The following is a 23,083-nucleotide window of genomic DNA, read 5'->3' as shown; positions in this document are numbered from 1 at the left end:
ACACGCCCTCGTTCCCGCCCACCCCCCAGCAGCCCGGAGGTACGGGCCCGAGTTCGCGCCCGGGCCCCGGTCAGGGCCCCGGTCCGCACACCGGGCCCGTGCCCGGACGGGCCGCCGGCCCGCACCCGATGCCCACGGCGGCCGGGCAGCCGCCAGCGTTCACTCCGCCGCCCGCCCACGGCACGCTCACCGGGGGCAAGCCCTCACGCCGCAAGGCGTGGCTCACCCACGGCGCGACGGCGTTCGTCGCGCTGATCTTCGGTGCCGCGATCGGCGGCAGCGGTGAGGCCGACGGCGCCGCGGACGCCTCGGGGCCCGCCCCGGCCGTCACCGTCACCGAGACCGCGCCCGCCGGAAAGGGCCCGGACGCACCGGAGCCGGCGGTCACCGTCACCGAGACGGTCAAGGAGACGGTCACCGCCAAGCCGAAGCCGACGAAGAAGCCCGGCCCACCGAGCAGCTTCGACGGGGACGGCCAGTACCTGGTGGGCGAGGACATCCAGGCGGGCACGTACAAGACTGCCGGACCCCAGGACGACAGCATCATCCCCAACTGCTATTGGGCCCGGCTCAAGGACGCCTCCGGCGAGTTCGACGCGATCATCGCCAACGACAACCTCAAGGGCCAGGGCCGCGTGACCCTCAACAAGGGCGAGTACTTCGAGACCAACGGCTGTCAGAAGTGGGAGAAGGCCGGCTGACGCCTCCGCCGTCCCGGCTCCGATCTGCCGCTCACCGGTGATGCGGCCCGCCCCCGCGTGCTCTTAGCGACGTCGGCGGGTCTGCACGAATGGGCGTCGTGCTCCGGCACCGGCGGCTACTCCGACATCGGCCTCGGCACCCAGGCCAACGTCACAGGCGAGGACGACTGCGCGCCGACGGGATCGAGTTCACACTCGGCGACTGACACGGGCTCGGCCGAGGCCCCAAGCAACTCGCACAGGACCGAGCACCACCCGCTTTTACCCCCGTTCGAAAGGGCTGTGCCATGAGCAGCAAGCGGCAGCGCAAGCACACCACCCGGAAGTCGACACTCCACCGCCTCAAGGTGCCCCGGACAGGGGTAGCCGACCTCCGGGACCTGGTCCGAGACCGCTACCTGGAGAGCCCCGACCACACGGTGCGGGATTTCGCCGCGCAGGGCATCGAAGGCCTGCTGGTCGCTGGGGGAGTCCCCCGCGAGCGGGCCGACTGGTGCACGGCGGTCGAGGCCATCACCGGCCTCGCGGTCAGCGAGCGCAGCCACTCCGCCGCCGGCCTCGTCCTGATGCGGACCGAGCGCGGCTTCTACGCCCTCAGCTACGGCGTGGGCCACCACATGCTCGACCCCTCTCACCGCGACGACGACTTCGGACTGGAGTTCGCCACCCGCAGCCTCGACGAGGACGGCGTCATCAAGGTCCGCAACCAGATCATGGACGGTCGGGGGCGGATCGACGAGTATTCGGTCGCCCGCGGAGAGCGCATCGACGGCTTCGGACTCGACCGGATCGGCGCCATCGTCAGGCGCCTGTGCGGCACTGTCAGCGGCATCCCCCTGACGTCGGTACGGGACGGAAAGGCCCACCAGGTCAAGGTGGAATGCGCGGCGTCGACCATCAAGCTACCCCTGGCGACCCGTCCCGAGGACTTCCTCGGCGATCTGCGGGCGATCGAGGAGATCTGCGCCCGCCCCGAACCCCTTCCCGAACTGCGCTTCGTCGACCGAGTCCGCACCCTCGCCCCTTCCGGTCGCAAGGCGGAAGAGGCGAAGGACGCCCTGGACAGGCTGCTCGCAGATCCGGACAGTCCCCGCCTCGCCGTCAGCGTGCCGGAGTCCTGCCTGGAGGCCTTCGGATCCGCCCAGGCGTTCCGGCTCACCAGACCGAACCACGGCCGCGAGGAGGTGACCGACCTCGATCTGGCCGCCCTGCTGAGGTTCGTCGGGGACGAGGACGAGGGCGACCGGTTGAAGGCGCTGGGGGAGGTGCGCGTCACGCTGTACGCCGACGACGACTGCCGGACTCCCGCGAGCTCCGCCACCAAGGGCTCCGAGTGGCTCATCGCCGACGTTCCGGTCGGGGCCCACCGCTACTTCTACGGTCAGGGGAAGTGGTACGAGGTCGGCGCCGAGTTCCTGGAAACGCTGCAGGAGGAACTGCGGGAGCTGTTCGCGCGGAAGGGGACGGTGACCCTGCCGCCGTGGCCGAAGGGCGTGAGCGACTCGAAGGGACGGGACTCCCACGACGAGGCCTGGTACAACGAAGAGGTCGCCAAACAGCCGGGCTACACGCTGTTCGACAAGAAGACCGTCGTCACCGACAGGTTCAATGGCGGCGGCCTTGAGATCTGTGACGTTCTCGGGCCCCGGGGTGAGCTGATCTGCGTGAAGAAGGCGTCGCAGACCGCGTCCCTCAACCACCTCTTCGCCCAGGGAGTGGTCGCGGTCGAGACACTCCGTACCGACCTCGAGGTGCGCGAGAAGTTCCGCACGCAGGTGGCCGCCCGAGCCGGAGGTCACATGGTCCCGGAGGATCTCGGCGCTCTCCGTGTGGTGTTCGGCATCCTCCTCAAGGACGGGCGGGACATCACCGTCGACTCCCTCTTCGCCTTCGCCCAGGTCTCGCTCCTGAACGCGGCCCGGCGACTGCGCGCCATGCACGCCGAGGTGGAAGTGATCCCCATCCGTCGCTGACCACAGGACGGGCGATGGTGGGTGCGGCCCCGACCATACGGGGCCGCCAGGGGAACGCCGGGCTCATCGGGCGCCACTCGACTCCCTGCGTCCGTGGTAGTGAACTCACGTCAGAGCACGCAAAGTTGATAACCCGGGTTATCAACTTACCCAAGCAATAAAGTGCTTGCTTCCTCTTATCGTTCCGTCCTGTCGGCAGGCGCCGCAGGAACCACATCCTCCGCGGCCTCAGCCGGTGTCCCACCCTTCTCCGCTTCAGCACCGGACCCAGGTAGGCACTCATGACCGAGACAGCACAGCCCGACCCGTCCACGAACCCCACCCCCGCCCACCCGGCTGCAGCCGACCAGCCCGCCCCGCTGGCCGAGCTGGTGCGGGCCCGCCTGGCCGCGGCGGAACTCGCCGAGCCGGTGAAGGCGCTTGTCGAGGAAGCCCTTGGCGACGGTGAGACCCGGGTGGCCTCCCCGGTCGGCCGCGTCTATCTCGAGTCCGTCTCCGTATCCCGGTTCCGCGGCATCGGCCCCCGCGCCTGGCTCAGGCTCAGCCCCCGGCCCGGCGTGAACCTCGTCGTCGGCCGCAACGGTTCCGGCAAGTCCAGCATCGCCGAGGGCATCGAGACGGCCTTCACCGGCACGAACCTGCGGTGGGAGGGCAAGGACGCGGCGAGGACCCAAAACTGGCGCAACCTCCACGACACCGACGGCGGGCCGGAGATCGAGGTCAAGCTCGCCGTCGCGGGAGACACCGGCCGCAGCACCCTCGTCCGCACCTGGGAGGGCGAGGACTTCGACGACTCCCGCGGTGAGCTCAGGCGGCCCGGACACGGTCGCGCCTCCCTGGACCAGGTGGGCTGGGAGCAGCCCCTGGCGAACTTCCGGCCCTTCCTCTCGTACGCCGACCTCGACCGCATGCTCAGCGGGAAGCCGGCCCACATGTACGACGCCATCGCCACCATCCTCGGCCTGGGCCGGCTCAGCACCGCCGAGGGCCGGCTCCGCCAGGAGCTCAGGGGGCTTGAAGCGGCGGCGAAGGCGGTGAAAGAGGAGCTGCCCGGCCTCAAGGACGCCCTGTACGAGCTGGAGGACGACGACCGCGCCGTCCAGGCTCTCCTGGCCGTCGACACCCCGGGCACCCCCGACTTCGTCACCCTCGACGCGCTGGTCGCCGGCCTGCCCGCCCGCGCCGACGACGGCCTGATCGCCGAGCTGCGCGTGGAGGCCGCCGTCCAGAGCCCCGACATCGACCGGACCGGAGCGGCTGTGGACCGGCTGCGCGAAGCCCTCGCCAGCGTCGACGATCTGCGCGGCACCAGTGCCGAGGACGCCCTGCAGCGCGCGGCGCTCCTCGAGCGGGCGGTGGACCACCACGACCGCCACCCCGACGTGGACTCCTGCCCCGTCTGCGGGACCACCGGCAAGCTGGACGCGGCCTGGGCCGCCGAGGCCCTGGCCGAGATCACCGCGCTCCGGCAGGAGGCCGAGACGGCCACGGCCGCGCGCGCCGAACTCCGCTCGGCCGCCCGGGCGGTGCAGGACCTCGTCCACACGCCCGAGCGGATCCCCGCCTCTCTCACCGACCCCTGGAATGCCTGGACCGCCTGCCGCACGGTCGGCGACCCCGCCAAACTCGCCCGGCGCGCCCTCGACGCCGCCATGGTCCTGGCCGACGCCTGCGCCGCCGTCCGGGAGCGGGCCGCCGGTGAGCTGGAGAAGCGCGACGAGCGCTGGAGCGCGCTCGTCGCCCGCCTGGCGGGCTGGGCGAAGCGCGCCCGTGCCGCAGAGGCGGCCAAGGAGCGGCTGAGGGACCTGAGGAAGGCGAGCGCCTGGCTCAAGACCCTCGCCGCCGAGCTGCGGGAGCAGCGCATGGAGGGCTTCGCCGATCAGTCGCAGCGGATCTGGGAGAAGCTCCGCCAGGAGAGCAACATCGACCTCAAGGCCGTGAGCCTGAAGGGCAGCGAGAAGGCCACCGTCCGCAAGCTCGTCATGGACGTCACCGTCGACGGCCGGGAGGCCTCGGCGCTCGGCGTGATGAGCCAGGGTGAGCAGCACTCCCTCGCCTTGTCCCTGTTCCTACCCCGCGCGGCGACCACCGACAGCCCGTTCGGCTTCATCGTCATCGACGACCCCGTGCAGTCCATGGACCCGGCCAAGGTCCACGGACTCGCCCGGGTCCTGCACGAGCTCGGCGAGCACCGGCAGGTCGTGGTGTTCACCCACGACACGCGGCTCCAGCGCGCGTTCGCCGGCCAGGAGCTGCCGGTGACGGTGTTCGAGGTCGAGCGGGGCACGTCGTCCCGAGTGAGCGTCAGGCCGGTCACCGACCCGGTCCGGCAGGCGCTCGACGACGCCCGGGCCATCGCCGCCACCGGTGACCTCCCGGAGGCGGCGAGGACCCATGTCCTGCCCAGCCTGTGCCGCATCGCCCTGGAGAACGCCTTCCTCGAGGCCGCTTGGGTCCGGCACCACCGCGCCGGAGGCCCCGAGCACGCGCTGCAGGCCGCCGTCGCCGGAGCCGACAAGCTCATGAAGGTCGCGGCGCTGGCCCTGTTCGGTGACGCCGGGCGGACCGGTGACGTCTACCGGGAACTGCTGTCGCGCTGCGGACCGCGCGCGGTGGACCTGCTCAAGCAGTGTCAGGACGGCGCTCACGCCGCGGGGGTGCGGATCACCGATCCCCACCGCTTCGTCGACGCCGTCGAGACCATGGCGCAGAAGGTGCGCAGGCCGGAGGTGGCCGCCTGATGAACGCTTCCGTCGTTCCCGCCACGTCCCCTGCCCCCTTGGCGCCCGCCTCCGCGCCCGTTTCTCTGACGGCCTCCGCTGAAGGCCTCCTGCTGACGGCCGACCTCCTGCTCGCCGGTGACTTCACCGGCACCACGGCCGCCGGCCGTAACCGCGGCGCCTGTATCGCCCTGCGGACCGCCCTGGAGATCGGCGTCGACCAGGTACTCGACGCCGCGGTGCCGGGGCTTGGCGACGCCACCATGCGGGCCAAGCTGCTCTGCTTGCACCGCTACAGCACGGAACGGACCGCTCGACGTACTCGCGCAGTCTGGTCGCACCTCTGCCTTGGATGCCACTACCACCAGTACGAGATCGGCCCCGCATACGACCAGGTCCGCGTCTGGCGGGTGGAGGTCGGGGAGTTGGTACGCGAACTGGCCCGCTGATGTGGGCCCCGGACTGTTTGTCACCGTCCGGTCTCTGATAGTCATAACGCCGGGGACGGGCGTACGCCCGTAGCGGCGTCCCGCGGGACGCCGCGAGGGAGGGAAAGCACATGAGCACCACCACACGCGACGACGTCATCGCCCTCGAGCAGAAGGCTGTGGACCACGCGTACGCCTGTTACGAGGCGCGGCTGGTCGAGATGAACGGAACAGTGACCGCCACGGCGTCGGCCACCGGCAAGGACGGCATCGCCAACAAGAAGGACGCGGAGCAGCGGGCAGCGGCCTACGGCAACCTCGGAGGCGAGTCTCTGGTCTTCGCCCGCGTCGACGCGCCGGAGGAGCCCGGCGGCGAGCCCCGGCCCTGGTACGTAGGCCGGCGTCCCGTCTCCGACGTCCGAACCCGCGACACCGTCGTCGTGCTCTGGACCAGCGGTATGGCCACCAAGTGGCTCGAGGCGCAGCAGGAGGCGCCGGGCGACGTCGTTCTGCGGCGGCGACTGCGCTGTGCGGAACGTGTCGTCGAGGACTACTCCGACGAGATCGCCGTGCCCGGAGCGCTGTCCGGCACGGCTTCCGAACCCGCCCCCGACGCCGCCCCCGATGTGGGCCTCGTTCCCACGCCGAGGCCTGCCGCCGACGACATCCCGACGGCCGGGCGGCCGGGCACCGCGAAGCCCGGAGAGCGTCCACCGACCCACACTCCTGCCGACATCGCCCGTATCCAGCGTCGCAGGCCCCCGCAGCCGGACGACTTCCTCCTGCGTGAGCTGCAGCGTGCGCGCAGCGGCCGGATGCGGGACATCGTGGAGACGATCCGCCGTGACCAGATGGCCCTGGTCACGGGTTCGCCGACCGACATCCTCGTCGTACAGGGCGGGCCGGGCACAGGTAAGTCCGCGGTCGGCCTGCACCGCGTGACCTGGCTGGTCAACAACGAGCACTTCACGGCCTCGGACATCCTCGTCATCGGCCCCCACCAGCGGTTCCTCGACTACGTCGGCCAGGTGCTGCCCACCCTGGGCACCCGCGACGTCAACGCCGTCCAGATGACCCGCCTGTGGGAGGGCGATGCCCTCGGTACCGACACGCCGCGGGCGCGGCTGGTGAAGTCCGACGAACGCATGTCGGCCGTCCTGCGCCGGCGGGTCGAGCGCGAGTGCCGCCCCGAAGCCCTCGACGCCCTCCTCACCGCTCCCTCCTTCGAGGGCGATGAGCCGGCGTTCACCGTCACCGCCGGCAGCACCACCCTGCGCGTGCCGCGCTCGGAGGTCCTCGCCCTCCTCGACGAGGCGCGCGACGGTGAAGGCGCCCATCGCGAGCGCCGCGACCGCTTCCGCAACCAGCTCGTCGACCGTCTCCTGGCCGAACTCGTTGCCGTCGCCCCGCGCCGTGGCGCGGACGGCACGATCCGCCGCAGCCTGGAACGCAACCGCAAGGTCGAACGCCTCCTCGACCGCGTCTGGCCCTCGCCCGGCGCCCTGGAGGCCCTGCGCAGCCTCTACGACTCGCCCGACCTGCTGCGGGCCTGCGGCGCCGACGTCCTCGACGACGAGGAGCAGGCCGCCCTGCACCGTCCCCGCGCCGCCACGGCCGACGGCGACCCGTGGACCCTGGAAGACCTCGTCCTGCTCGAGGAACTCCGGTATCTCATCACCGGCGAGACCCCGCGCCGCTACGGCCACATCGTCGTCGACGAGGCCCAGGACCTGACCCCCATGCAGGCCCGCACCCTGCGCCGACGCGTCGCGAGGGGCGGTTCCATGACCATCCTCGGCGACCTCGCCCAGGCCACCGGTCCGCGGGTGCACACGGACTGGGAGGAACTGGGCACCCTGCTGTCCGACCACGGCGACTGGCGCGTGGCCGAACTGAACACCAGCTACCGCGTGCCTGCCGAGATCATGGAGTTCGTCGCGCCGCTGGCCCGCACGGTCGCCCCCTCACTGCCGTACCCGCAGGCGGTGCGAGAAGCCGGCGAGGATGCCGTACGGACCATCGAGACCGAGCCGTGGCGGCTCCTGGACGACACCGTCGCCCAGGCCGTCCGCCTCCTCGGCAGCAGCGACGGGCACACGCTGCGCTCGGTGGCCGTCATCGTCCCCGACGACTCCGGCTGGCTCGACGAGATCGCCCGCCACCTCGACGAGGCGGACGGCCTCACGCGGCCGGAACGCGAGGCGGTGTCCGTGCTGGCCGCCGCCCAGGCCAAGGGTATGGAGTACGACCACGTCCTCGTGGTGGAACCCGCCACCATCGCCGCCCGTGGCCCGGCCGGCCTGCGCCAGCTGTACATCGCGCTGACCCGCAGCACGCAAACCCTGACCGTTCTGCACACCGCGGCGCTCCCGGAGGCCCTCACGGACACCGGCACCGAGGACCCCGCCGAACAGCCGACCACCGTCACCGCTCCCGGCACGGACGAGGGCGTCGGTAGCGCCGCCGGACCGGCCACCGCAACAGGGAACGCCCCCGAGATCGGCACCGACATCAGGGTCCGCGTCGTCGGCCACACCACTGGCGGCAACTACAAAGTCGAGGCGGTCTCACCCGCCACCGACCGCCCGCTGCTCCTGGCCGTACGCCATGGCTCCACCCCTCCCACGAACGGGACGGAGATGAATGCCTGGGTCCTGCGCCACACCTCCAACGTCACCTTCGTCACCGTCGACGAGCGCGGGCGCAGGCCCATCTCGCCCACCATGGCCGAGCGGTACGTGGACGCGCTCGCTGTCGTCGGGGAACTGACCGACGGCAACATCACAGGCGACGCCCGGGCCCGGCTCTCCGAACTCAAGGGCATGGCCAACCGCTGCCTGCGCCTGGACCAGCACGACTGGCTGGACGTCTGGCGCGTCCTCGGCTCCCCGGACCGGGACCGCCTGGCCCTGCTGCGGGACATCGCCGCGAACACCAACCGCACGCTCGCCTCGGACACCCCCGACCTGGACCGGTTCCGGGGCGAACTCCAGCGCAGCGGCTGGGCCGAGGCCCTCGCCGAGGCGCGCCGGACGCTGGAACAGCGTCTCGCGGCCGAGGCCACAGACCGTCCGGTGAACGAGAACCGGGACACCGATCCCGCCGCCACGCGCTCCGTCGAGCCTGCACCGTCGGGGCGGACCGAACCGCCCACACCGCAACAGCAGCCCGCGCGGCCCGACCAGCCCGAGCAGCCCGAGCCGGAGGAGAACCACCCCATGCCCAGCACCCCCGCCGGCACCGCCGCACCGACGGCCGGGCCGAGCACGGACCTGCTCCGGTTCCTGGAGACCTCGGCCGCGACCGACCGCACCTGCAAGACCCATGAGGCGGTGCGCTTCGAACTGATGGCGGCCCTCCTGCGGGCCGACCGGCAGCCGAAGGCCGACTCGCGGATCGTCGACGTCGACTGCACCACCGAACACGGCCACTTCCTCTACGAGATCCTGGGCGCCGGCCTGTCCACGTACCCCGACCTCCGCTCGGGAGCGGCCCGCCTCCGCGAGGTCAACCACACCCTGCCGACGGCCGCAGACCGCCTCTACCTGGTGCTGTCCCAGCCGCCCGCCGAGGAATGGTCGCCCGCCGCCGTCCACGCCGTCTTCAGCGTCCACGTCCTGTGGCGCACCCCGCAGGGCTGGGGCGGACCGGACACCGCAACCGCCCTCGGCCTCGCTCCCGGCCAGGCCTGACAGCATCATCGGCCGGGAGCGTCCCGTCCCGCACCGCTCGGGCCGGGACGGCGCCGACCGTTTCCCGAGCCGTGAACAACACGCCGGACCCCAACCCGCGGGAAGCGGCCGTGAGCAGGCCAGCAGCCCACGCCCGCGCTCGGTCCGCCCACCCTCGGCCCCTGGCCCTTTTGGCCCGCCCGCCGAACCACTTGTGCAAACGACGAAACGGACTTCTTGTGAGCACTGCCGGCCCAAGCGGGCGGATCCAGCCCATCCGCCCCGGTGACCCTTCACGTATCGGCCCTTACCGGATCATCGGCCGTCTCGGCTCGGGCGGCATGGGAATCGTTCACGCCGGACTCACCTCCGACGGGCTTCGGGTCGCGGTCAAGGTGATCCACCCCGCACAGGCCGAGGACGCCGACTTCCGGGCCCGGTTCCGCCGCGAGGTGGACCTCTCCCGCCGGGTCCAGGGCCCGTGCCTCATACCGCTGCTCGCGGCCGAGCCCGACGCGAGCCCTCCGTGGCTGGCCACCGCCTACGCCCCCGGCCCCACCCTCAACCAGCACCTCGCCGACCACGGACCGCTGACCGGCGGAACCCTGTATGCCTTCGCGGCTGGCACAGCCCAGGCACTGGCCGCCATCCACGAGGCGGGTGTCGTCCACCGGGACGTCAAGCCGCAGAACATCGTCCTCACCCCCGCCGGCCCGCGCGTCCTGGACTTCGGCATCGCCCATGCCGCGGACGGCACGAGCATCACCCGGACCGGCGTCATGACCGGCACCCCCGGATGGATCAGTCCGGAGCACTACCGCACCGGCACCGCCGGGCCCGCGGGCGACGTGTTCGCCTGGGGCGCGCTGGTCGCCTACGCCGCCACCGGCCGCCTTCCCTTCGGGGCCGGTGCTCCGGACGTGGTCGCGTTCCGCGTCATGTCGGGCGAGCCCGACCTCGACGGCATGCCCGGGCAGCTGCGGGACATCGTGGAGAAGTGCCTCGCGAAGGAGCCCGCCGACCGGATGAGCGCCGCATCGGCGGCAGAGGAGTGCGGGGCACTGCTCGCCTCGCAGGACACGCAGGTCCTCGGAGACGGCACGGCACCGGAACCCACCCGCGTCGGCGAACTGGTCACGGCCCAGTGGGACATGCCGCCCCTGGACGACCCCGCCTGGCATCTCCCGCCCACACGCTCCCGAAGACGCACGGTCGCGACGGTCCTGGCGGCCGCGGTCGTCGTCGGCGGCATCGTGGGCGGCGCCCTCACCCTCCCCTTGGACACGGAGAGCACCACGCACGACACCGCCGACGCACAGGCCACACCCGGGGGCTCGAGCGCCCCGCGCACCGGGCCCGCACCATCGAGCACCGGCACGGGGGAGCAGCCTTCGGCCGACCCTCGTACGGTCGGCATCCCGAAGGACCCGCTGCTCGGGGTGCCAGATCCCGCCTACACGCGGGCCGACGACCCTGCTCAGCCCCGTTACGACGAGTGGACGAGGAGCACAGCCGCCGCCGGCCCGGACGAGAAGGACGTAGAGGAGGCCGTCCGGAAGGACATGACGTCCATGCTCGCCACGAAGGACATGACCTTCATGGAGCCCACCGTCACGTTCAACAGGCGGGCCCAGACGGTGATGATCACCGGCGGCCCGATCTCCACACTGACCGACGACTACAAGGAAGTGTTCGGCAGAGCAGGAGCGATGGCCGCCTGCACCGCCCTCGCCCACCGCCTCGAGGGTGCCCCCACCACCTGGCCGTACGGCCGCTATTACGTCCTGTGGAAGGACTTCGACGGCCATACGGAACCGACCTTCCTCAGCTTCGGGCAGGCGACCGACGGCTGTCTCCCGCAGACTGCGGGGCAGTGGCAGGGAAGCGAGACCGGTATCGCGACCGCCACGATGCCGAGCAGCGACAAGGCCGAGATCCGCGTCGCGGACACCGTCGTCAAAGCCGTCAGGTCGGCTTGGAACACCAGAGCCGCCGGAGGGCGGTACGGCCTGACCCCCTTCGGCAGGGACGATTCCGTCAGCCTCGGATTCGACCCCGTCGAAAGGGCCGCCTATGTGTGGGCCGGGGACCACACGGGTGGGCTCGTGGGCCGCGCCCAGAAAAGCCAGTTCCAGCAACTCGTCTCCAAGACCGTCTGCCAGAAGATGACCACCGAGTACGACCGGAACGCGAGCTGGAACTATACCCGCTGGTCGGTGGCGGTCTACCAGGGGAACAGCGGGGTGGCAGAGTTCGTCGGCTCGGGCATCTGCGCTGCGGACTGAGCGGTGCGAGGACGGCTCCGAGCAACACGCCACGGACGTGCTGGTAACAGTGGCATACCCCGCCGGAACCGCAGGTCAGACGACCTTTAACGCCTCTCGACGTAGCGGCGCGGAATGTCATTCCAGTAGGAATGGTCTTACCTACCCCGATCCCGTAGTTGCGGACGTGTTCGGGTTGCCGAGCGAATCGCGGAAGACGTCGGCCGCCGCGCGGACGGTCAGAGCCTTCCCCGCGGGCAGTTGTACGACGGCGGACACCACTTTTCCCCTTGCGGCAGATAACGGGGCCGCTTCATGTACGGCCTGACGGCCGTCCCCGCAGGTCACGATCCAACCTGCCTTCCCGCAGATAATAGGGCGCTATCTGCGGAAGGCTTCGAATCGGTCCCGCGACCGACGTCCCGTCAGCCGCCCACCAGGGCCGATAGATCCTTAGCCCCGGTTTTCGTTCCGATGTTCCAAGCGCCACCAATTGCATCGAATGCGAACTCGCGATGGTCTGTGATTCGACCTGGCAGGATGCCGGATTCATCGCCGTGACCAGGGTGATTGTGATCCTGAAGCAGCACCTGACGCTACCGGGGCTCAGCTCGCGGTTGCCAGCTGTGTCACTCGTATGGATGGCTGGCCTGCGGATTTGCCGCTCTCTCGCATCGGATGTGGTTTTCTCGCACCTGATGCGAGTGACGGAGGGTGGCGGAATGGTGGGGTCCAGCGGGCCGGTGCCAGGAGCGGCGGGGCTGCATCTGGTCCTGGTACATGGCCGAGTGCTGCCGCTGCGGCCGCCGCAGAGAACTCCTGATGACGTGCGGAGTCCTTCCTGCGGCCGACAAGTACCTTTGTTCCTTCCAGCGCTGGCTTCCCGGGCATCTGGCCGGCATCGCCGACCCCGAGCACGCCAAGATGATCAAGCTCTACACGACCTGGCGCGTTCTCCCCCGGCTGCGGGCCCGCGCTGAGCGGAGCCACATCACACCGAGCATCCGCCGGTTCGCCGCCGAGCAGATCAAGTACGCGACCGCCTTCCTGCACTGGCTCGGCAAGCGGAACACCAACCTCGCGACTTGCGGCCAGCTCGACGCGTGGTGGGCCGCGAACAACCGAACGCGGCCGCACCTGCTTGCGAGCCTTCCTCAACTGGGCCATGCAGGCTCGCCGCTGCCCAGGCTTCCTCTCCATTCCGGCCATGAAGGTCTCCCGGCGGGTCGCAATGAGCGACGACGAGCGCCTCGACGCCCTCGGCCGACTACGACACGGAGACACCGATGAGGCTCCGAGTCGCCGGAGTCATCGTGCTCCTCTACGCGCAGCCCGTGAGCCGCATCGTCCGACTCACCCTCGACGACGTCATCCGCGACGGTGACACCGTGCTGCTACGGCTCGGGGAGTCACCCTCACCGATCCCTGAGCCGGTCGCCGACCTGCTGGAACACATCGCACACCGCGACAACATGAACACCGCCACCAACCCCGCGTCCCGCTGGCTCTTCCCCGGCCGCAGGGCCGGCCAGCCGTTCCGCCCGGATCACCTGTCCGCTCTGCTGAACGAGATCGGGATCCCGGCCGTAGCTGCCCGCGGCGCCGCCATCCGCCAGCAGCTCCTCGACATGCCCGCCGCCGTGGTCGCGGACGTGCTCGGCTACCACCACAAGACCGCCACCCGGCTCCGCAACGAGACTGGCGGGACATGGAGCCGATACGCCCCCGGAGATCACGGAAGGTCACCAGCGGGCTGGACTCCTCGGGGAACCGGCGACAGTTGATTACGCGAGTCCATCAGTACCAAGGCCGGTCGGCAGCCACGAAGGCGCAGTGCTGACCTGCCCTGAGCTACCCGCACCAGTTCAAGCGTCTGGCGATCCGCTCGGAGGGTTCGGCGAGGGAGAGCGAGGTACCCGGTTCCTTCGTTCCCTGAACGCGTCCGCCTGACGTTGCCGTTCCTCCCTGATCATTGGGGCAGCAGCCAGCTTGTACTGACTTCGGCTCGCCAGGGTGAATCTTTGCGAAGTCCCTGATGGGTCTGGAGCGGTGGCTGTATTCCGTGGTGTGTGAGATATGCGGATGGGGGCGGGCTGACCGCTGCGGGACGTCGGCGCCGGGAGTCGGTGCGGATGCAGGCGGCCGAGCTGTTCGAGCAGGAGATCAAGCCGCCGGAGGTGGCACGGCGACTGCGGGTGAGCCTGAAATCGGCCTACCAGTGGCACCAGCTGTGGCGGGACGGTGGTCATGAGGCTCTGGCCTCCCGCGGCCCGAGCGGATCCCGTTGCCGGCTGTCCCCGCGCTGTCTGGAGAAACTGGCTGCGTACCTCGATGAGGGCCCGGCCGCCCACGGCTGGGTGGAGGACCAGGTGTGGACCGCGGCGAGGGTGGCCACGCTGATCGGCCGGAAGTTCCACGTCTCCTACAGCGTCTCCGGTGCCACGAGGCTGATGCACCGGCTCGGCTTCAGCCCGCAGGTCCCCGCACGGCGGGTCGCCGAGCGCGACGAGAGGGCCGTCACCGTGTGGAAGGAGGTGACCTGGGCGGAGGTAAAAGAGCCCGGGCGGCCTGCGGGGGCTACATCTGCTTCGAGGACGAAGCAGGGTTCACGCGGAAGCCGCCCCGGGGACGAACCTGGGGCCGGCGCGGGCACACCCCGGTCGTGACCGTCAGCGGGCGACGCTCGGGGCGGCTGTCGGTGGCCGGACTGATCGCCATGCGGCCCGGCTCCCGTACCCGGCTGTGCCACCGCCTGCGCGCCCACCGGGCGGGCAGAGGCAAACGCCGCAGCATGGGCGAGCGTGACTTCATCGCGCTCGTCGACGGCGTCCACCAGCTCCTCAAGGCACCTATCGTGCTGGTCTGGGACCGCCTCAACACCCACGTCTCTCACGCCATGCGCAAGTTGATCGCCGAGCGCGCATGGCTGACAGTGTTCCTGCTGCCCGCCTACTCACCCGACCTCAACCCCGTCGAATGGGTATGGGCACACATCAAACGCAGCCTGGCCAACCTCGCCGTCGTCGCGCTCGACCGGCTCGAAGCACTCGTCCGTAACCGACTCAAGCGCCTTCAGTACCGGCCCGGCACCCTCGACGGCTTCATAGCCGGCACCGGCCTGACTCTCGACGAACCTGCCTCACCCTGACGAGCCGAAGTCAGTAACTGTCGGTCAGCTTGCCTAGCACGGTGCTGATGCTGTCTAGCTCCTCCTCCAGCCGCTTGGTAGGCCGCTCGCCAATCAGCGAATCCCCCCAGAACCCGAAATCGATCATGTACTCCAGCGCCTCCACTGCGCCTTCAGGACCATCGCATTGAACAGTGAACGTGTAGGCGGTCGGGAGGTCGGTACGCCACCGGTCGTGGTCGTCGAAGAGATAGACGAGGCGCCTTCGGGGAGGCAGCGCTGAGATGAGCTGCGACATGATCTGTTGCAGGGTTGCGGTCAGGTCATCGCCCCAATTTGAGATGATCGGCGGGTCGCAACTGATCCGCACGTTTCTGGCTACTGTGGGGCCTATGTTCTCAATGACCAGGACCATGGCTGGGGAGCCTGGCTGGTAGGGCTCGATGTCGACGACGACGTAGGGCTCGTTTTGTTCGCGGCGCACCCGCTTGGCCATCTCCATCTGACCATCTGCGGATGTGCGAGCGATCCGGGCCTGCCATGCGCTGATGAAGGCGGCGCCGACCGACACAACGACCGCGATCAGAGCGATCCAGTCTCCTGAGTCCATGTGGAGAACCTAGCGGCCGGGTGCGGCCGCCGCTGCTGCTACGGTCCGGCGCCATGAACACTGACGACTGGACGGCGTTCGGTGCCATTGTTACCGCGGTCGGGGTGGTGGTCGCCGCGGTCATGGCGTACTGGACGACCCGCAAAGCGGCGGCGGCCGCTGCGGACTCGGCTGACACCGCGCGAGAGGTGGCGCAGATCGAACGAGACCGCTGGCACCGCGAGTTGACTCCTAAGCTGACCTTCAGCCTGATCCGCGTGGGCTCCAACCGCCTGAGGCTCACCACCACACTCGCCGGCCCGGTCGGCCTGGATCACCTCGACACAATCACCATCACCGTGCGCGACGAGGCCGGACGGGATCACTCAGCCAGACCGCATTACGACGAAGCTATGCGTACGGAGCTGCCGTCGGTGATCTGGGGGCCCGCCCGGTTCAGCCCCGGGGTCGACGGGGTTGCCGCGCCCGGCCGCCAGAGCATTATCCGGAGCCTGGAGCGCGGCAACTTCGTGCACCGGCAGATGGATAACTCCGAGCCGCCGAGCTGGTTCCAAGACCCGGGAGACTGGGTGGACGGGTACTGGGAGGCGAAACTGCGCCTGCACGCGGTCTGCGAAGTGGAGGGGCATAGACCCTGGATCGTCGTTGCCGAGGTCGCGAACCCGGGGGTGGAGTACATCTCCGACGGTTCAGACGAGATGGAAATTCCGGAGCAGTACCGCTGAATGACGGCTGCCCGGGGTCGAGGCCCAAGCGGTCCCGGCGACGCCGGAGGACCCCGGCGGCAGGTCCTCGCCGAGCGCCGCTGAACGCCACCGGCCCCGGACCAGCACAAGCAGCTCACCCGGAGTCGATACGCCGTTGGAGATCACACACGGTCACCAGTGGGCTGGGTTCCTCGGGGAACTGTCGACAGTTGAATACGCGAGCTCACCAGTAGACCGCCGTTACCCGGCGGCTGCGGCGCAGTCCGCCTCGACGCCTTCGCTTTCGGTGCCGAGCTGTTCCGTGATGGCCTCTTCCTGGTCCGTGCCCTGAGCAGCGGCCAGGGCGATCGGAACTGTACCTGCGGCGTAGTGGTCGATAAAGATTTGGTACTGCGGGGTGTTCTCGACCGTGTTGGCGTCCATGAACGCCTGGAGCAGCTTCTTGTCATCCTGATCGAGCGGCGCCTTGTCCTCCCGCCACTTGAGCGCCAGGGCGGCAAGCACGTCGCGTGTGCAGCCCTGCGCCGGCGAGTCCTCGACCGCAGCCGCCGACGGGTCCTCCGTCTTGGCCGCGCTGCTGGACTGGCCGTTGGAGCATCCAGCCGCGAGCAGCATCGCACCCATCGTGAATACCAGTGTTCTTCGCACGTTCCCCCACCTCAGTGGCCCCAGACGGAGCATCAGACACATCATGCCGAACGGCGCGACCAGCCGTCGACGACGCTGCCGTCGTTGAGTGCTGGTGGGGGGTACTCAATGGCGGCCAGGCTCTCGTCGAGGCGCTCGGCGCCTCACAGACCGGCGCGACCTGATGCCGATACGTCGTTGGCGATCACACCGGGTCACTTGTCGGTCGGACTCCTCGGAGAACTGGCGACAGTTTAAATACGCGAGCCCACCAGTACGCTGGGTAGCTGTTCGCTCACTGCAGGAGTCAGTCCGTACGGGAGCTATCGGCAGGTTGCCCGCTCCGGGTGTCGCCAGCGGGCGGAGTATCCGTTGTAGCGTCGGACGCCGTTTCGGCAGCGTCAGCGGTGCGGCGTTTGCTCCACTTGTCGTAGGCGACGGTCCCCGCGATGGAGGCGCTGGTGATGGCGCCGCCGATGATGATGCCCCGCCCGGTGTAGAAGGCGCGCAGCGCGGTGGGACCGCCGCGCTTGGCTGCTTCCTTGGCCAGTTCCGCGTAGGCCCACGCCATGGTGCTCCTCAATTCGTGTCGCTCACTCAAAGATGGATCAATGATCGCAGGGCGACACGTCGTGGGTGGGGCGTTCACGGACGTACGTCACCGGGTGCGGGAGCCTCCGCCGCCGATGGTGCGGCCGTAGGGTGGGGCGCTGCGGGCACCCTGTCCGCTGCTCGACGGTCCTGGCAGTGGTCGGTGAAGGAGACCAACCGGCCTTGAAACCGGACGCCGTTCGCGATCACGCATCGTCACGAGCCGGTTGGAGTCCCCGGCGAACTCGCGACAGTTGAATACGAGAGCCCACCAGTACCGAGTCGCATCTGATGAGGACGGCCACGACCCGCTGTTCGTCCAGCAGCAGGTCGGCCACGACCACGCCTCCACCACCGCGATCTACACCTGCGTCTCCTCCGGCTTCCGCACCCGCTCCCTGCGACGCGTTCTGGACGCCACCATCGAGGCCGCTCGAGGCCGGGAAGGTTCTCCTGGTGCCACGCCAGATCAGCTATCGATGGCGCCTGCGCGAGCTGATGGCCGCCCGCGGCATGTTCACCGTCGCCGAACTGATGCCACACCTGAACGAACGCGGCATCACGCTGTCCTCCTCCCAGGTCCGCCGCCTGGTCTCCGGCACGCCGGAACGGCTGTCCCTGCCGGTGCTGGCCGCCCTCTGCGACATCCTCGACTGCACGCCCACCGACCTGATCGCCACCTCGGCCCAGAACCTCCCGGCCCGCCGGGCGGCCGGAGAGGAAGCGCCGATCAACCTGGCCGCCCGGCGACCCACACGGGTCCGGCTGACGCCGGAGGGGTGAGCGGTGACGCCGGAGGAGTACGAGCGGTGGATAATCCGCGACTGCGCACGCTGCGGCCGTCGGGCCTCGAAGTCCGCCGAGTGGTCGGACGGTCCGATCTGCCGAACCTGCTACAACCGGGCCATGCTTGTCCGTGGCTGCTGCCCCGGCAGCCGAGCCGACCGACTGCTGCCCGGCCGGGAAGCGACCGGCACGCCGGTCTGCCGCGACTGCGCGGGCATCACCCGCGACTTCTTCTGCGACCGCTGCGGCTTCGAAGGGTTTCTCCTCGGCGGACGCCTCTGCGAACGCTGCACCCTCGCCAACACCCTCGGCCGACTCCTCGACGACGGCACAGGTCACGTTGCCACTTCGCTGCAACCACTGGTCACCTCCCTGTTGGAGATGGACCGGCCCAAGAGCCGCCTGATCTGGCTCCGCAACCCCAATGTCGTCCGACTCCTCCGGGGCCTGGCCGCCGGCAGCATCCCGCTCACCCACGACGGGCTGCACCAGGAGACACCCTGGCGAACCGTCGTCCACCTGCGTGACTTGCTGATGGACAGCGGTGTCCTGCCACGCGTCGACCGTCGAATCCTGCTCTATCAGCGCTGGCTGGCCGAACGGCTCGCCACCGTCCAGCAGGCCGACCTCGACGCCTGGCACACCGAGAAGCCGGCCACCCGCCGCCCGGCCCAGACGTTCCTACGCTGGTGCATGAAGACGAGTCGAATGCCCCGCCTCGCCCTTTCGACGATGGGACCACCGTCACCGTCCGACTGGGAGACCCGCCCTCCCCACTTCCGGAGCCCGTCGCCGGCCTCATGCGGGCATACGTCCAGTCCTGCCGACACCTGCCCTACGCCAGCAGCAGAAGCTCACGGTGGCTCTTCCCCGGACGCCAGCCCGGCCAGCCGATGAACCCGGTCAGCCTCCAAGCCCACCTGCGGGAGATCGGCGTCCCACCACAGCGCGGCAGGACCTCCGCGATCCGCCAACTCATCCTCCAGGCCCCGGCCCCGTCATCGCGAAGGCCCTCGGTTACCACGACAAGACCGCCACCCGCCTGGTCACTGGCTGGCGGAACCTGGAGCCGGTACGCCCCTGGCGACCACACACGGTGACACCAGATTCGGTTTCACCGAGGGACGCGGTCCAGCCGATCTCACCGTCATTCATTCCACGGCCGGACCTGACTTCCGGAACGTCCTCCAGTGCTGACGTCGCTTTTCGTCTCTCACGACGACGCCGAGACGGGCCAGTTCCTCCCGGAGCTCTTGAACGTCGTCGTCCGAGGAACTCTTCTTCTCCAACGACTCCTGGCGGGCTTTGAGGATGGCGTTCGCACCCTCCGGGAGGCCAGGAGTGTCAGGGACCCAGCGGCGGAACTCATCCTTGTGCGGATCGGCATCCGCCCACACGTAACGGTGCTCGGTAAATGCGCCGGCAACGCGGCCGACGTCCAGGTCACACTCTTGCCGGGTGAGCTCGCCGCAGTCGTGGCCGAGCAGGACGAGTTGCTTGCCGTCCCGGAGCACTGCGGCGATGGCGTCACGTGAGAACTCCTGCGCACGTCCCTTGCAGGTGAGCACAACGCGGTCATCCGACAGGCGAATCACCAACTGCTCGTGCTGAGCAACAAGCCCAAGGGCCAGCCCAGCCACCGAACCCGCGGCGGGCAACCACGGAGCGGGGATCGACGCAACGAGCTCGGCCGGTCCCTGTAGCGGTGCCCAGGGAAGCGTCACCAGCCAGTCGGCCAGAAGGCCGACCAGCCAGCCGACACCCGCCCCCACCAGCATGAATAAGAAATAGACACACACAGTGCTCAAAGTCGGCTGTCGAAGCACGGTGAGCCGGCTTCCTTGCGACTCCCGCCCGGCTCCCTTGCGCATGTTCATGTTCCCTCTCGTCTCCAACTCGCGTAATAATAGACCGAGCGCTCAGTCTATCAATACCCATCCAAGACCAGAGTCGAGAGTTGACCAGAGAGAGGCCCCGATGAGGACAGTCGACCCAGCCAGGCGCCAGGCACGGCGCCGGCACATCGTCAACACTGCGGCCGAACTCTTCGCCGCCAAAGGTTTCGAGCGCACCACCACGGCAGAGATCTGCAAGGCCGCCGGCATGAGCGCGGGCAACCTGTTCCACTACTTCCCCAACAAGCGCGCGATCTTCCACGCCGTCTTCGAGGACGAGGAGCACGACAGCGCCGCCAAGGCCGAGCGTCTCGCCGCTGCCCGCACCGCCGACGACCCGTGGACCGCCCTCCTCGACATCGTCGACCTCCTCGCCGCCCCCGCCGCGGAGCCGCTGGTCCCCGCCCTCGTCATGGAGGCGATGATCCAGGCTTACCGCGACCCCGAACTCGAAGCACTGCTGAGCCGTGACAACGATGAGGAACGGGCCACCATCACCGGCCTGCTGCACGACTCGGCCGCAGCAGGCCAGATCGACCCCACCCTGGACCCCGACGACACCGCAGCCTGGATCATGGCACTCATCGCCGCTCTCTACACCAGCGCCGCCACCGACCCGTCCTTCACCCCGGACGCCCAGCTCCCCACCCTGCGCCTGATCCTCCATCGCTTCCTGCGACCCCACACACACGAGGAACCGGAGCGATGAACGGGCACTCCCGGGTTTCGCGCAGTAGGCCAGAGCCTGCTCCAGCCAGTCCTCGTCGAGCAGGTCCCAGTCGGCATCGCTCAGGTAGCCCACGGAGGCCGCTTCGAGGAAAGCCAGCGGCAGGGCTGATGGAAGCCTTTGAAATCGGCCGGGGCTGCTCCTCGCCCCACTTGCTTGGTCTTTGAACTGTCTGGGGAAGATGGGGAGTGAAGAGCGGCCCTCGATTACCGAAATCTCCGGTTTTTGGCTATGCCCCTGTGACTGGCGGATGGGCCGGGACGGGCCTGCACGGCCCCCGTTGGAGTGTGGGGTCCGGACCGTTGGCTTGATCGGTCCGTGAGCCTTGATCGTTGCCGAGCCTGTTGATTGGTTGGTCGGCATGACCGAATTCGGATCCGACGCCTGGCCGCCTGCCCCGATCAAGACTGAGCGGCTCGTGCTCCGAGAGCCCGAGGCCCGGGACCGTACGGCGTTTATCGAGCTGCTGGCGTCGCCAGAGGTGCACACCTATCTCGGCGGCCCCCGGCCGGGTGACGCGCTTGAGCGCGAGATACCCGGGGTGCCCGAGCGGTGGCCGGGGAGTTTCGTCGTTGATCTCGACGGGGCGATGATCGGCCAGATCTTGCTCAGGAGGGCAACGGAGCATCTTCGTCCGGCTGCTGCGGGGAAGGTTGATCTCGGTTACCTGTTCCTGCCACGGGCGTGGGGATTCGGGTATGCCGCCGAGGCGTGCACGGCGGCACTCGATTGGTTCGACGGCGTCCTTCCCGGCGAGCCGGTGGTGCTCGCCACCCAGACCGCCAACGTCGGCTCGATGCGCCTCGCCGCAAAGCTGGGGTTCACCGAGGTAGAGCGGTTCCAAGCCTGGGACGCCGAGCAGTGGCTCGGCTTGCGGTTCCCGGTCGCGCCGTCCGCTTGAACTTATGGACGAAGTCGCGTTGTGCGCCCGCCGACCGTCAGGTCGGCGGGCCCGATGATCGGTGACGGTCAGCCGGAGCAGGGCCCGGCCGCGCACGGCTGGGTGGAGGACCAGGTGTGGACCGCATCGAGGGTGGCCACGCTGATCGGCCGGAAGTTCCACGTCTCCTACAGCGTCTCGGGTGCGACGCGGCTGATACACCGGCTCGGCTTCAGCCCGCAGGCTCCCGCCCGGCGGGTCGCCGAACGCGACGAGAGGGCCGTGACCGCGTGGAAGGAGGCGACCGGGGCGGAGGTGAAAGAGCCCGGGCGGCTTGCGGGGGCTACATCTGCTTCGAGGACGAAGCCGGGTTCACCCGCAGACCGATAGCAGCAACAAGCGCAGACACCCCTCCCTCGGCCGTTTGCAGGTCTCATCTCGGTCCGTGTCGGACCGAATCGTTCCGTGCAGGCCCGCCGTTGGTTCCGCTCGCGGGTGACGGGCCCGCCTACGCGGACAGCGCCCCGCTCCGGGCCGCCTTGCGGTGGCGTGCCGACAGGCGGGAGCCGGACTCGCGGCGGGCGGCGCGGCGCAGGAGCGGGACCGCGAGGAGGAAGCCGAGGACGGCCCAGGCGGCCAGTACCAGGGCGACCATGGGCAGCTCCCAGGAACCCGCCGCCTCGGCGGCCCGTGCGGAGTCCGGCAGCAGCGCCGAACGCAAACCCTGCGCCATCCACTTGAGCGGGAAGACGGAGGCCACCTGCTGGACCGGCACCGGCAGCGAGGTGAGCGGGAATACCGCTCCGGAGGTCAGCAGCAGCGCCATCGTGGGCAGCATGATCAACGCCAGTGCCTCGCGCGGGTTGGGCAGCACGGCGCCGATGGCCGCGCCCAGCGGCACGACGGCGAGCAGTCCGAGCGCGGTGACCCACAGCAGCGTCAGCCAGTCGCCCGGCCCGCGCGGCAGCGGCCCGTCCACCAGCAGCGCGGCGGCCGCCAGGAGCAGGGCCAGGGTGCCGGCCGCCACGGCGACCACCAGCAGGCACTTGGCGACGAGGTAGGCCGGTATCCCGCCGGGCGTCGCGCGCAGCCGCAGCAGGGCGCCCTCCTCCCGCTCGGTCACGAGTATCTGCGGGAGGTTGATCAGCCCGATCTGGAACAGCAGGTAGGCGGCGAAGCCCGCCAGCACCAGGTGGGCCATCGGGGTCTCGGTGCCGGGCACGTCGTCGCTGATGTAGGCGGCGATCAGCAGAGCGACGACCACGTTGCTCAGATGGCCGGACATCTCCTTGGGATTGCGCAGCAGGTGCCGCAGTTCGATGCCGCCGCGCTGGAACCCGGCGCGCAGACGCTTCGACGTCATGTGTGTTCCCCCT

At 69.7% G+C, this 23,083-nt stretch carries 18 protein-coding genes and 1 pseudogene; 14 read left to right on the top strand and 5 right to left on the bottom strand.

Annotated features, from left to right (window positions below):
• Nucleotides 1-98: 98 nt before the first annotated feature.
• From B1H29_RS07925 to B1H29_RS40155, 8 genes are all read left to right on the top strand, one after another.
• A complete protein-coding gene (locus B1H29_RS07925) occupies nt 99-701 on the top strand; it encodes a hypothetical protein (protein ID WP_234393070.1) in 603 nt (200 codons plus the stop codon).
• Nucleotides 702-988: 287 nt separating this feature from the next.
• Nucleotides 989-2,674, top strand: a complete 1,686-nt coding sequence (locus tag B1H29_RS07920; RefSeq protein ID WP_079160084.1) for a DUF6119 family protein — start codon at nt 989-991, stop codon at nt 2,672-2,674.
• 281 nt (nt 2,675-2,955) lie between these two features.
• Nucleotides 2,956-5,415, top strand: a complete 2,460-nt coding sequence (locus B1H29_RS07915; RefSeq protein ID WP_055419560.1) for an AAA family ATPase — start codon at nt 2,956-2,958, stop codon at nt 5,413-5,415.
• Nucleotides 5,415-5,843, top strand: a complete 429-nt coding sequence (locus B1H29_RS07910; protein WP_234393069.1) for a hypothetical protein — start codon at nt 5,415-5,417, stop codon at nt 5,841-5,843. Before B1H29_RS07915 ends, B1H29_RS07910 begins: the two co-directional genes overlap by 1 nt.
• Nucleotides 5,844-5,953: 110 nt before the next feature.
• Nucleotides 5,954-9,514, top strand: a complete 3,561-nt coding sequence (locus B1H29_RS07905; RefSeq protein ID WP_055419559.1) for a HelD family protein — start codon at nt 5,954-5,956, stop codon at nt 9,512-9,514.
• A gap of 218 nt (nt 9,515-9,732) precedes the next feature.
• Nucleotides 9,733-11,778, top strand: a complete 2,046-nt coding sequence (locus B1H29_RS07900; protein ID WP_079160083.1) for a serine/threonine-protein kinase — start codon at nt 9,733-9,735, stop codon at nt 11,776-11,778.
• A 1,265-nt stretch (nt 11,779-13,043) separates the two neighbouring features.
• Nucleotides 13,044-13,541: a hypothetical protein gene (locus B1H29_RS37190; RefSeq protein WP_159027796.1), complete on the top strand. Its 498-nt coding sequence runs from the start codon at nt 13,044-13,046 to the stop codon at nt 13,539-13,541.
• Between the two features lie 285 nt (nt 13,542-13,826).
• Nucleotides 13,827-14,905 (top strand): IS630 family transposase gene (locus tag B1H29_RS40155; protein WP_432280061.1). Its coding sequence is split into 2 segments (ribosomal slippage): nt 13,827-14,328 and nt 14,328-14,905, totalling 1,080 coding nucleotides; the frame shifts between segments, so codons are not numbered across the junction.
• A gap of 10 nt (nt 14,906-14,915) precedes the next feature.
• On the opposite strand, the gene B1H29_RS07880 is transcribed toward B1H29_RS40155, so the two are convergent.
• Nucleotides 14,916-15,494, bottom strand: a complete 579-nt coding sequence (locus B1H29_RS07880) for a hypothetical protein (protein ID WP_055419557.1) — start codon at nt 15,492-15,494, stop codon at nt 14,916-14,918.
• A 53-nt stretch (nt 15,495-15,547) separates the two neighbouring features.
• On the opposite strand from B1H29_RS07880, the gene B1H29_RS07875 reads away from it, so the two are divergent.
• Nucleotides 15,548-16,219: a hypothetical protein gene (locus B1H29_RS07875; protein WP_159027795.1), complete on the top strand. Its 672-nt coding sequence runs from the start codon at nt 15,548-15,550 to the stop codon at nt 16,217-16,219.
• A gap of 222 nt (nt 16,220-16,441) precedes the next feature.
• Here B1H29_RS07875 and B1H29_RS07870 read toward each other — a convergent pair whose 3' ends face one another.
• Nucleotides 16,442-16,816, bottom strand: coding sequence for a hypothetical protein (locus tag B1H29_RS07870; protein ID WP_055419555.1), 375 nt, complete (start codon nt 16,814-16,816; stop codon nt 16,442-16,444).
• 319 nt (nt 16,817-17,135) lie between these two features.
• Nucleotides 17,136-17,399 (bottom strand): hypothetical protein, encoded by a 264-nt coding sequence (locus B1H29_RS07865; protein WP_055419554.1) that lies wholly within the window; start codon nt 17,397-17,399, stop codon nt 17,136-17,138.
• A 476-nt stretch (nt 17,400-17,875) separates the two neighbouring features.
• Here B1H29_RS07865 and B1H29_RS07855 point away from each other — a divergent pair, with 476 nt between their 5' ends.
• Nucleotides 17,876-18,202: a helix-turn-helix domain-containing protein gene (locus B1H29_RS07855; protein WP_055419553.1), complete on the top strand. Its 327-nt coding sequence runs from the start codon at nt 17,876-17,878 to the stop codon at nt 18,200-18,202.
• Between the two features lie 123 nt (nt 18,203-18,325).
• The gene (locus B1H29_RS07850) at nt 18,326-19,102 is read left to right on the top strand and encodes a hypothetical protein (protein WP_159027794.1); all 777 of its coding nucleotides are present in this window, start codon (nt 18,326-18,328) and stop codon (nt 19,100-19,102) included.
• 254 nt (nt 19,103-19,356) lie between these two features.
• On the opposite strand, the gene B1H29_RS07845 is transcribed toward B1H29_RS07850, so the two are convergent.
• Nucleotides 19,357-20,082: a YqeB family protein gene (locus tag B1H29_RS07845; protein ID WP_234393067.1), complete on the bottom strand. Its 726-nt coding sequence runs from the start codon at nt 20,080-20,082 to the stop codon at nt 19,357-19,359.
• 100 nt (nt 20,083-20,182) lie between these two features.
• Between B1H29_RS07845 and B1H29_RS07840 the strand changes: the two genes are divergently transcribed.
• The 3 genes and pseudogenes from B1H29_RS07840 to B1H29_RS07830 all read left to right on the top strand — a co-directional run.
• Nucleotides 20,183-20,809, top strand: a complete 627-nt coding sequence (locus tag B1H29_RS07840; protein ID WP_055419551.1) for a TetR/AcrR family transcriptional regulator — start codon at nt 20,183-20,185, stop codon at nt 20,807-20,809.
• Nucleotides 20,810-21,188: 379 nt separating this feature from the next.
• Complete coding sequence (locus B1H29_RS07835; RefSeq protein ID WP_055419955.1) at nt 21,189-21,728, top strand: GNAT family N-acetyltransferase; 540 nt, start codon at nt 21,189-21,191, stop codon at nt 21,726-21,728.
• A gap of 75 nt (nt 21,729-21,803) precedes the next feature.
• Nucleotides 21,804-22,093 (top strand): annotated as a pseudogene (locus tag B1H29_RS07830) (helix-turn-helix domain-containing protein); the annotation flags it as partial.
• Between the two features lie 122 nt (nt 22,094-22,215).
• Here B1H29_RS07830 and B1H29_RS07825 read toward each other — a convergent pair.
• Nucleotides 22,216-23,070, bottom strand: coding sequence for an ABC transporter permease (locus B1H29_RS07825; protein WP_055419550.1), 855 nt, complete (start codon nt 23,068-23,070; stop codon nt 22,216-22,218).
• Between the last annotated feature and the right edge of the window lie 13 nt (nt 23,071-23,083).

The organism is Streptomyces pactum, assembly GCF_002005225.1.
Lineage (GTDB): Bacteria > Actinomycetota > Actinomycetes > Streptomycetales > Streptomycetaceae > Streptomyces > Streptomyces pactum_A.
This window is presented reverse-complemented; position numbering and strand designations above follow the sequence as displayed.

What these genes read in the sequence shown, in the direction of transcription:
- B1H29_RS07920 (WP_079160084.1), top strand. Translation starts at nt 989, where the DNA reads ATGAGCAGCAAGCGGCAGCGCAAGCACACCACCCGGAAGTCGACACTC.
- B1H29_RS07915 (WP_055419560.1), top strand. Translation starts at nt 2,956, where the DNA reads ATGACCGAGACAGCACAGCCCGACCCGTCCACGAACCCCACCCCCGCC.
- B1H29_RS07910 (WP_234393069.1), top strand. Translation starts at nt 5,415, where the DNA reads ATGAACGCTTCCGTCGTTCCCGCCACGTCCCCTGCCCCCTTGGCGCCC.
- B1H29_RS07905 (WP_055419559.1), top strand. Translation starts at nt 5,954, where the DNA reads ATGAGCACCACCACACGCGACGACGTCATCGCCCTCGAGCAGAAGGCT.
- B1H29_RS37190 (WP_159027796.1), top strand. Translation starts at nt 13,044, where the DNA reads ATGAGGCTCCGAGTCGCCGGAGTCATCGTGCTCCTCTACGCGCAGCCC.
- B1H29_RS07880 (WP_055419557.1), bottom strand. Translation starts at nt 15,494, where the DNA reads ATGGACTCAGGAGACTGGATCGCTCTGATCGCGGTCGTTGTGTCGGTC.
- B1H29_RS07875 (WP_159027795.1), top strand. Translation starts at nt 15,548, where the DNA reads ATGAACACTGACGACTGGACGGCGTTCGGTGCCATTGTTACCGCGGTC.
- B1H29_RS07870 (WP_055419555.1), bottom strand. Translation starts at nt 16,816, where the DNA reads ATGCTGCTCGCGGCTGGATGCTCCAACGGCCAGTCCAGCAGCGCGGCC.
- B1H29_RS07865 (WP_055419554.1), bottom strand. Translation starts at nt 17,399, where the DNA reads ATGGCGTGGGCCTACGCGGAACTGGCCAAGGAAGCAGCCAAGCGCGGC.
- B1H29_RS07850 (WP_159027794.1), top strand. Translation starts at nt 18,326, where the DNA reads ATGCTTGTCCGTGGCTGCTGCCCCGGCAGCCGAGCCGACCGACTGCTG.
- B1H29_RS07845 (WP_234393067.1), bottom strand. Translation starts at nt 20,082, where the DNA reads ATGAACATGCGCAAGGGAGCCGGGCGGGAGTCGCAAGGAAGCCGGCTC.
- B1H29_RS07840 (WP_055419551.1), top strand. Translation starts at nt 20,183, where the DNA reads ATGAGGACAGTCGACCCAGCCAGGCGCCAGGCACGGCGCCGGCACATC.
- B1H29_RS07835 (WP_055419955.1), top strand. Translation starts at nt 21,189, where the DNA reads ATGACCGAATTCGGATCCGACGCCTGGCCGCCTGCCCCGATCAAGACT.
- B1H29_RS07825 (WP_055419550.1), bottom strand. Translation starts at nt 23,070, where the DNA reads ATGACGTCGAAGCGTCTGCGCGCCGGGTTCCAGCGCGGCGGCATCGAA.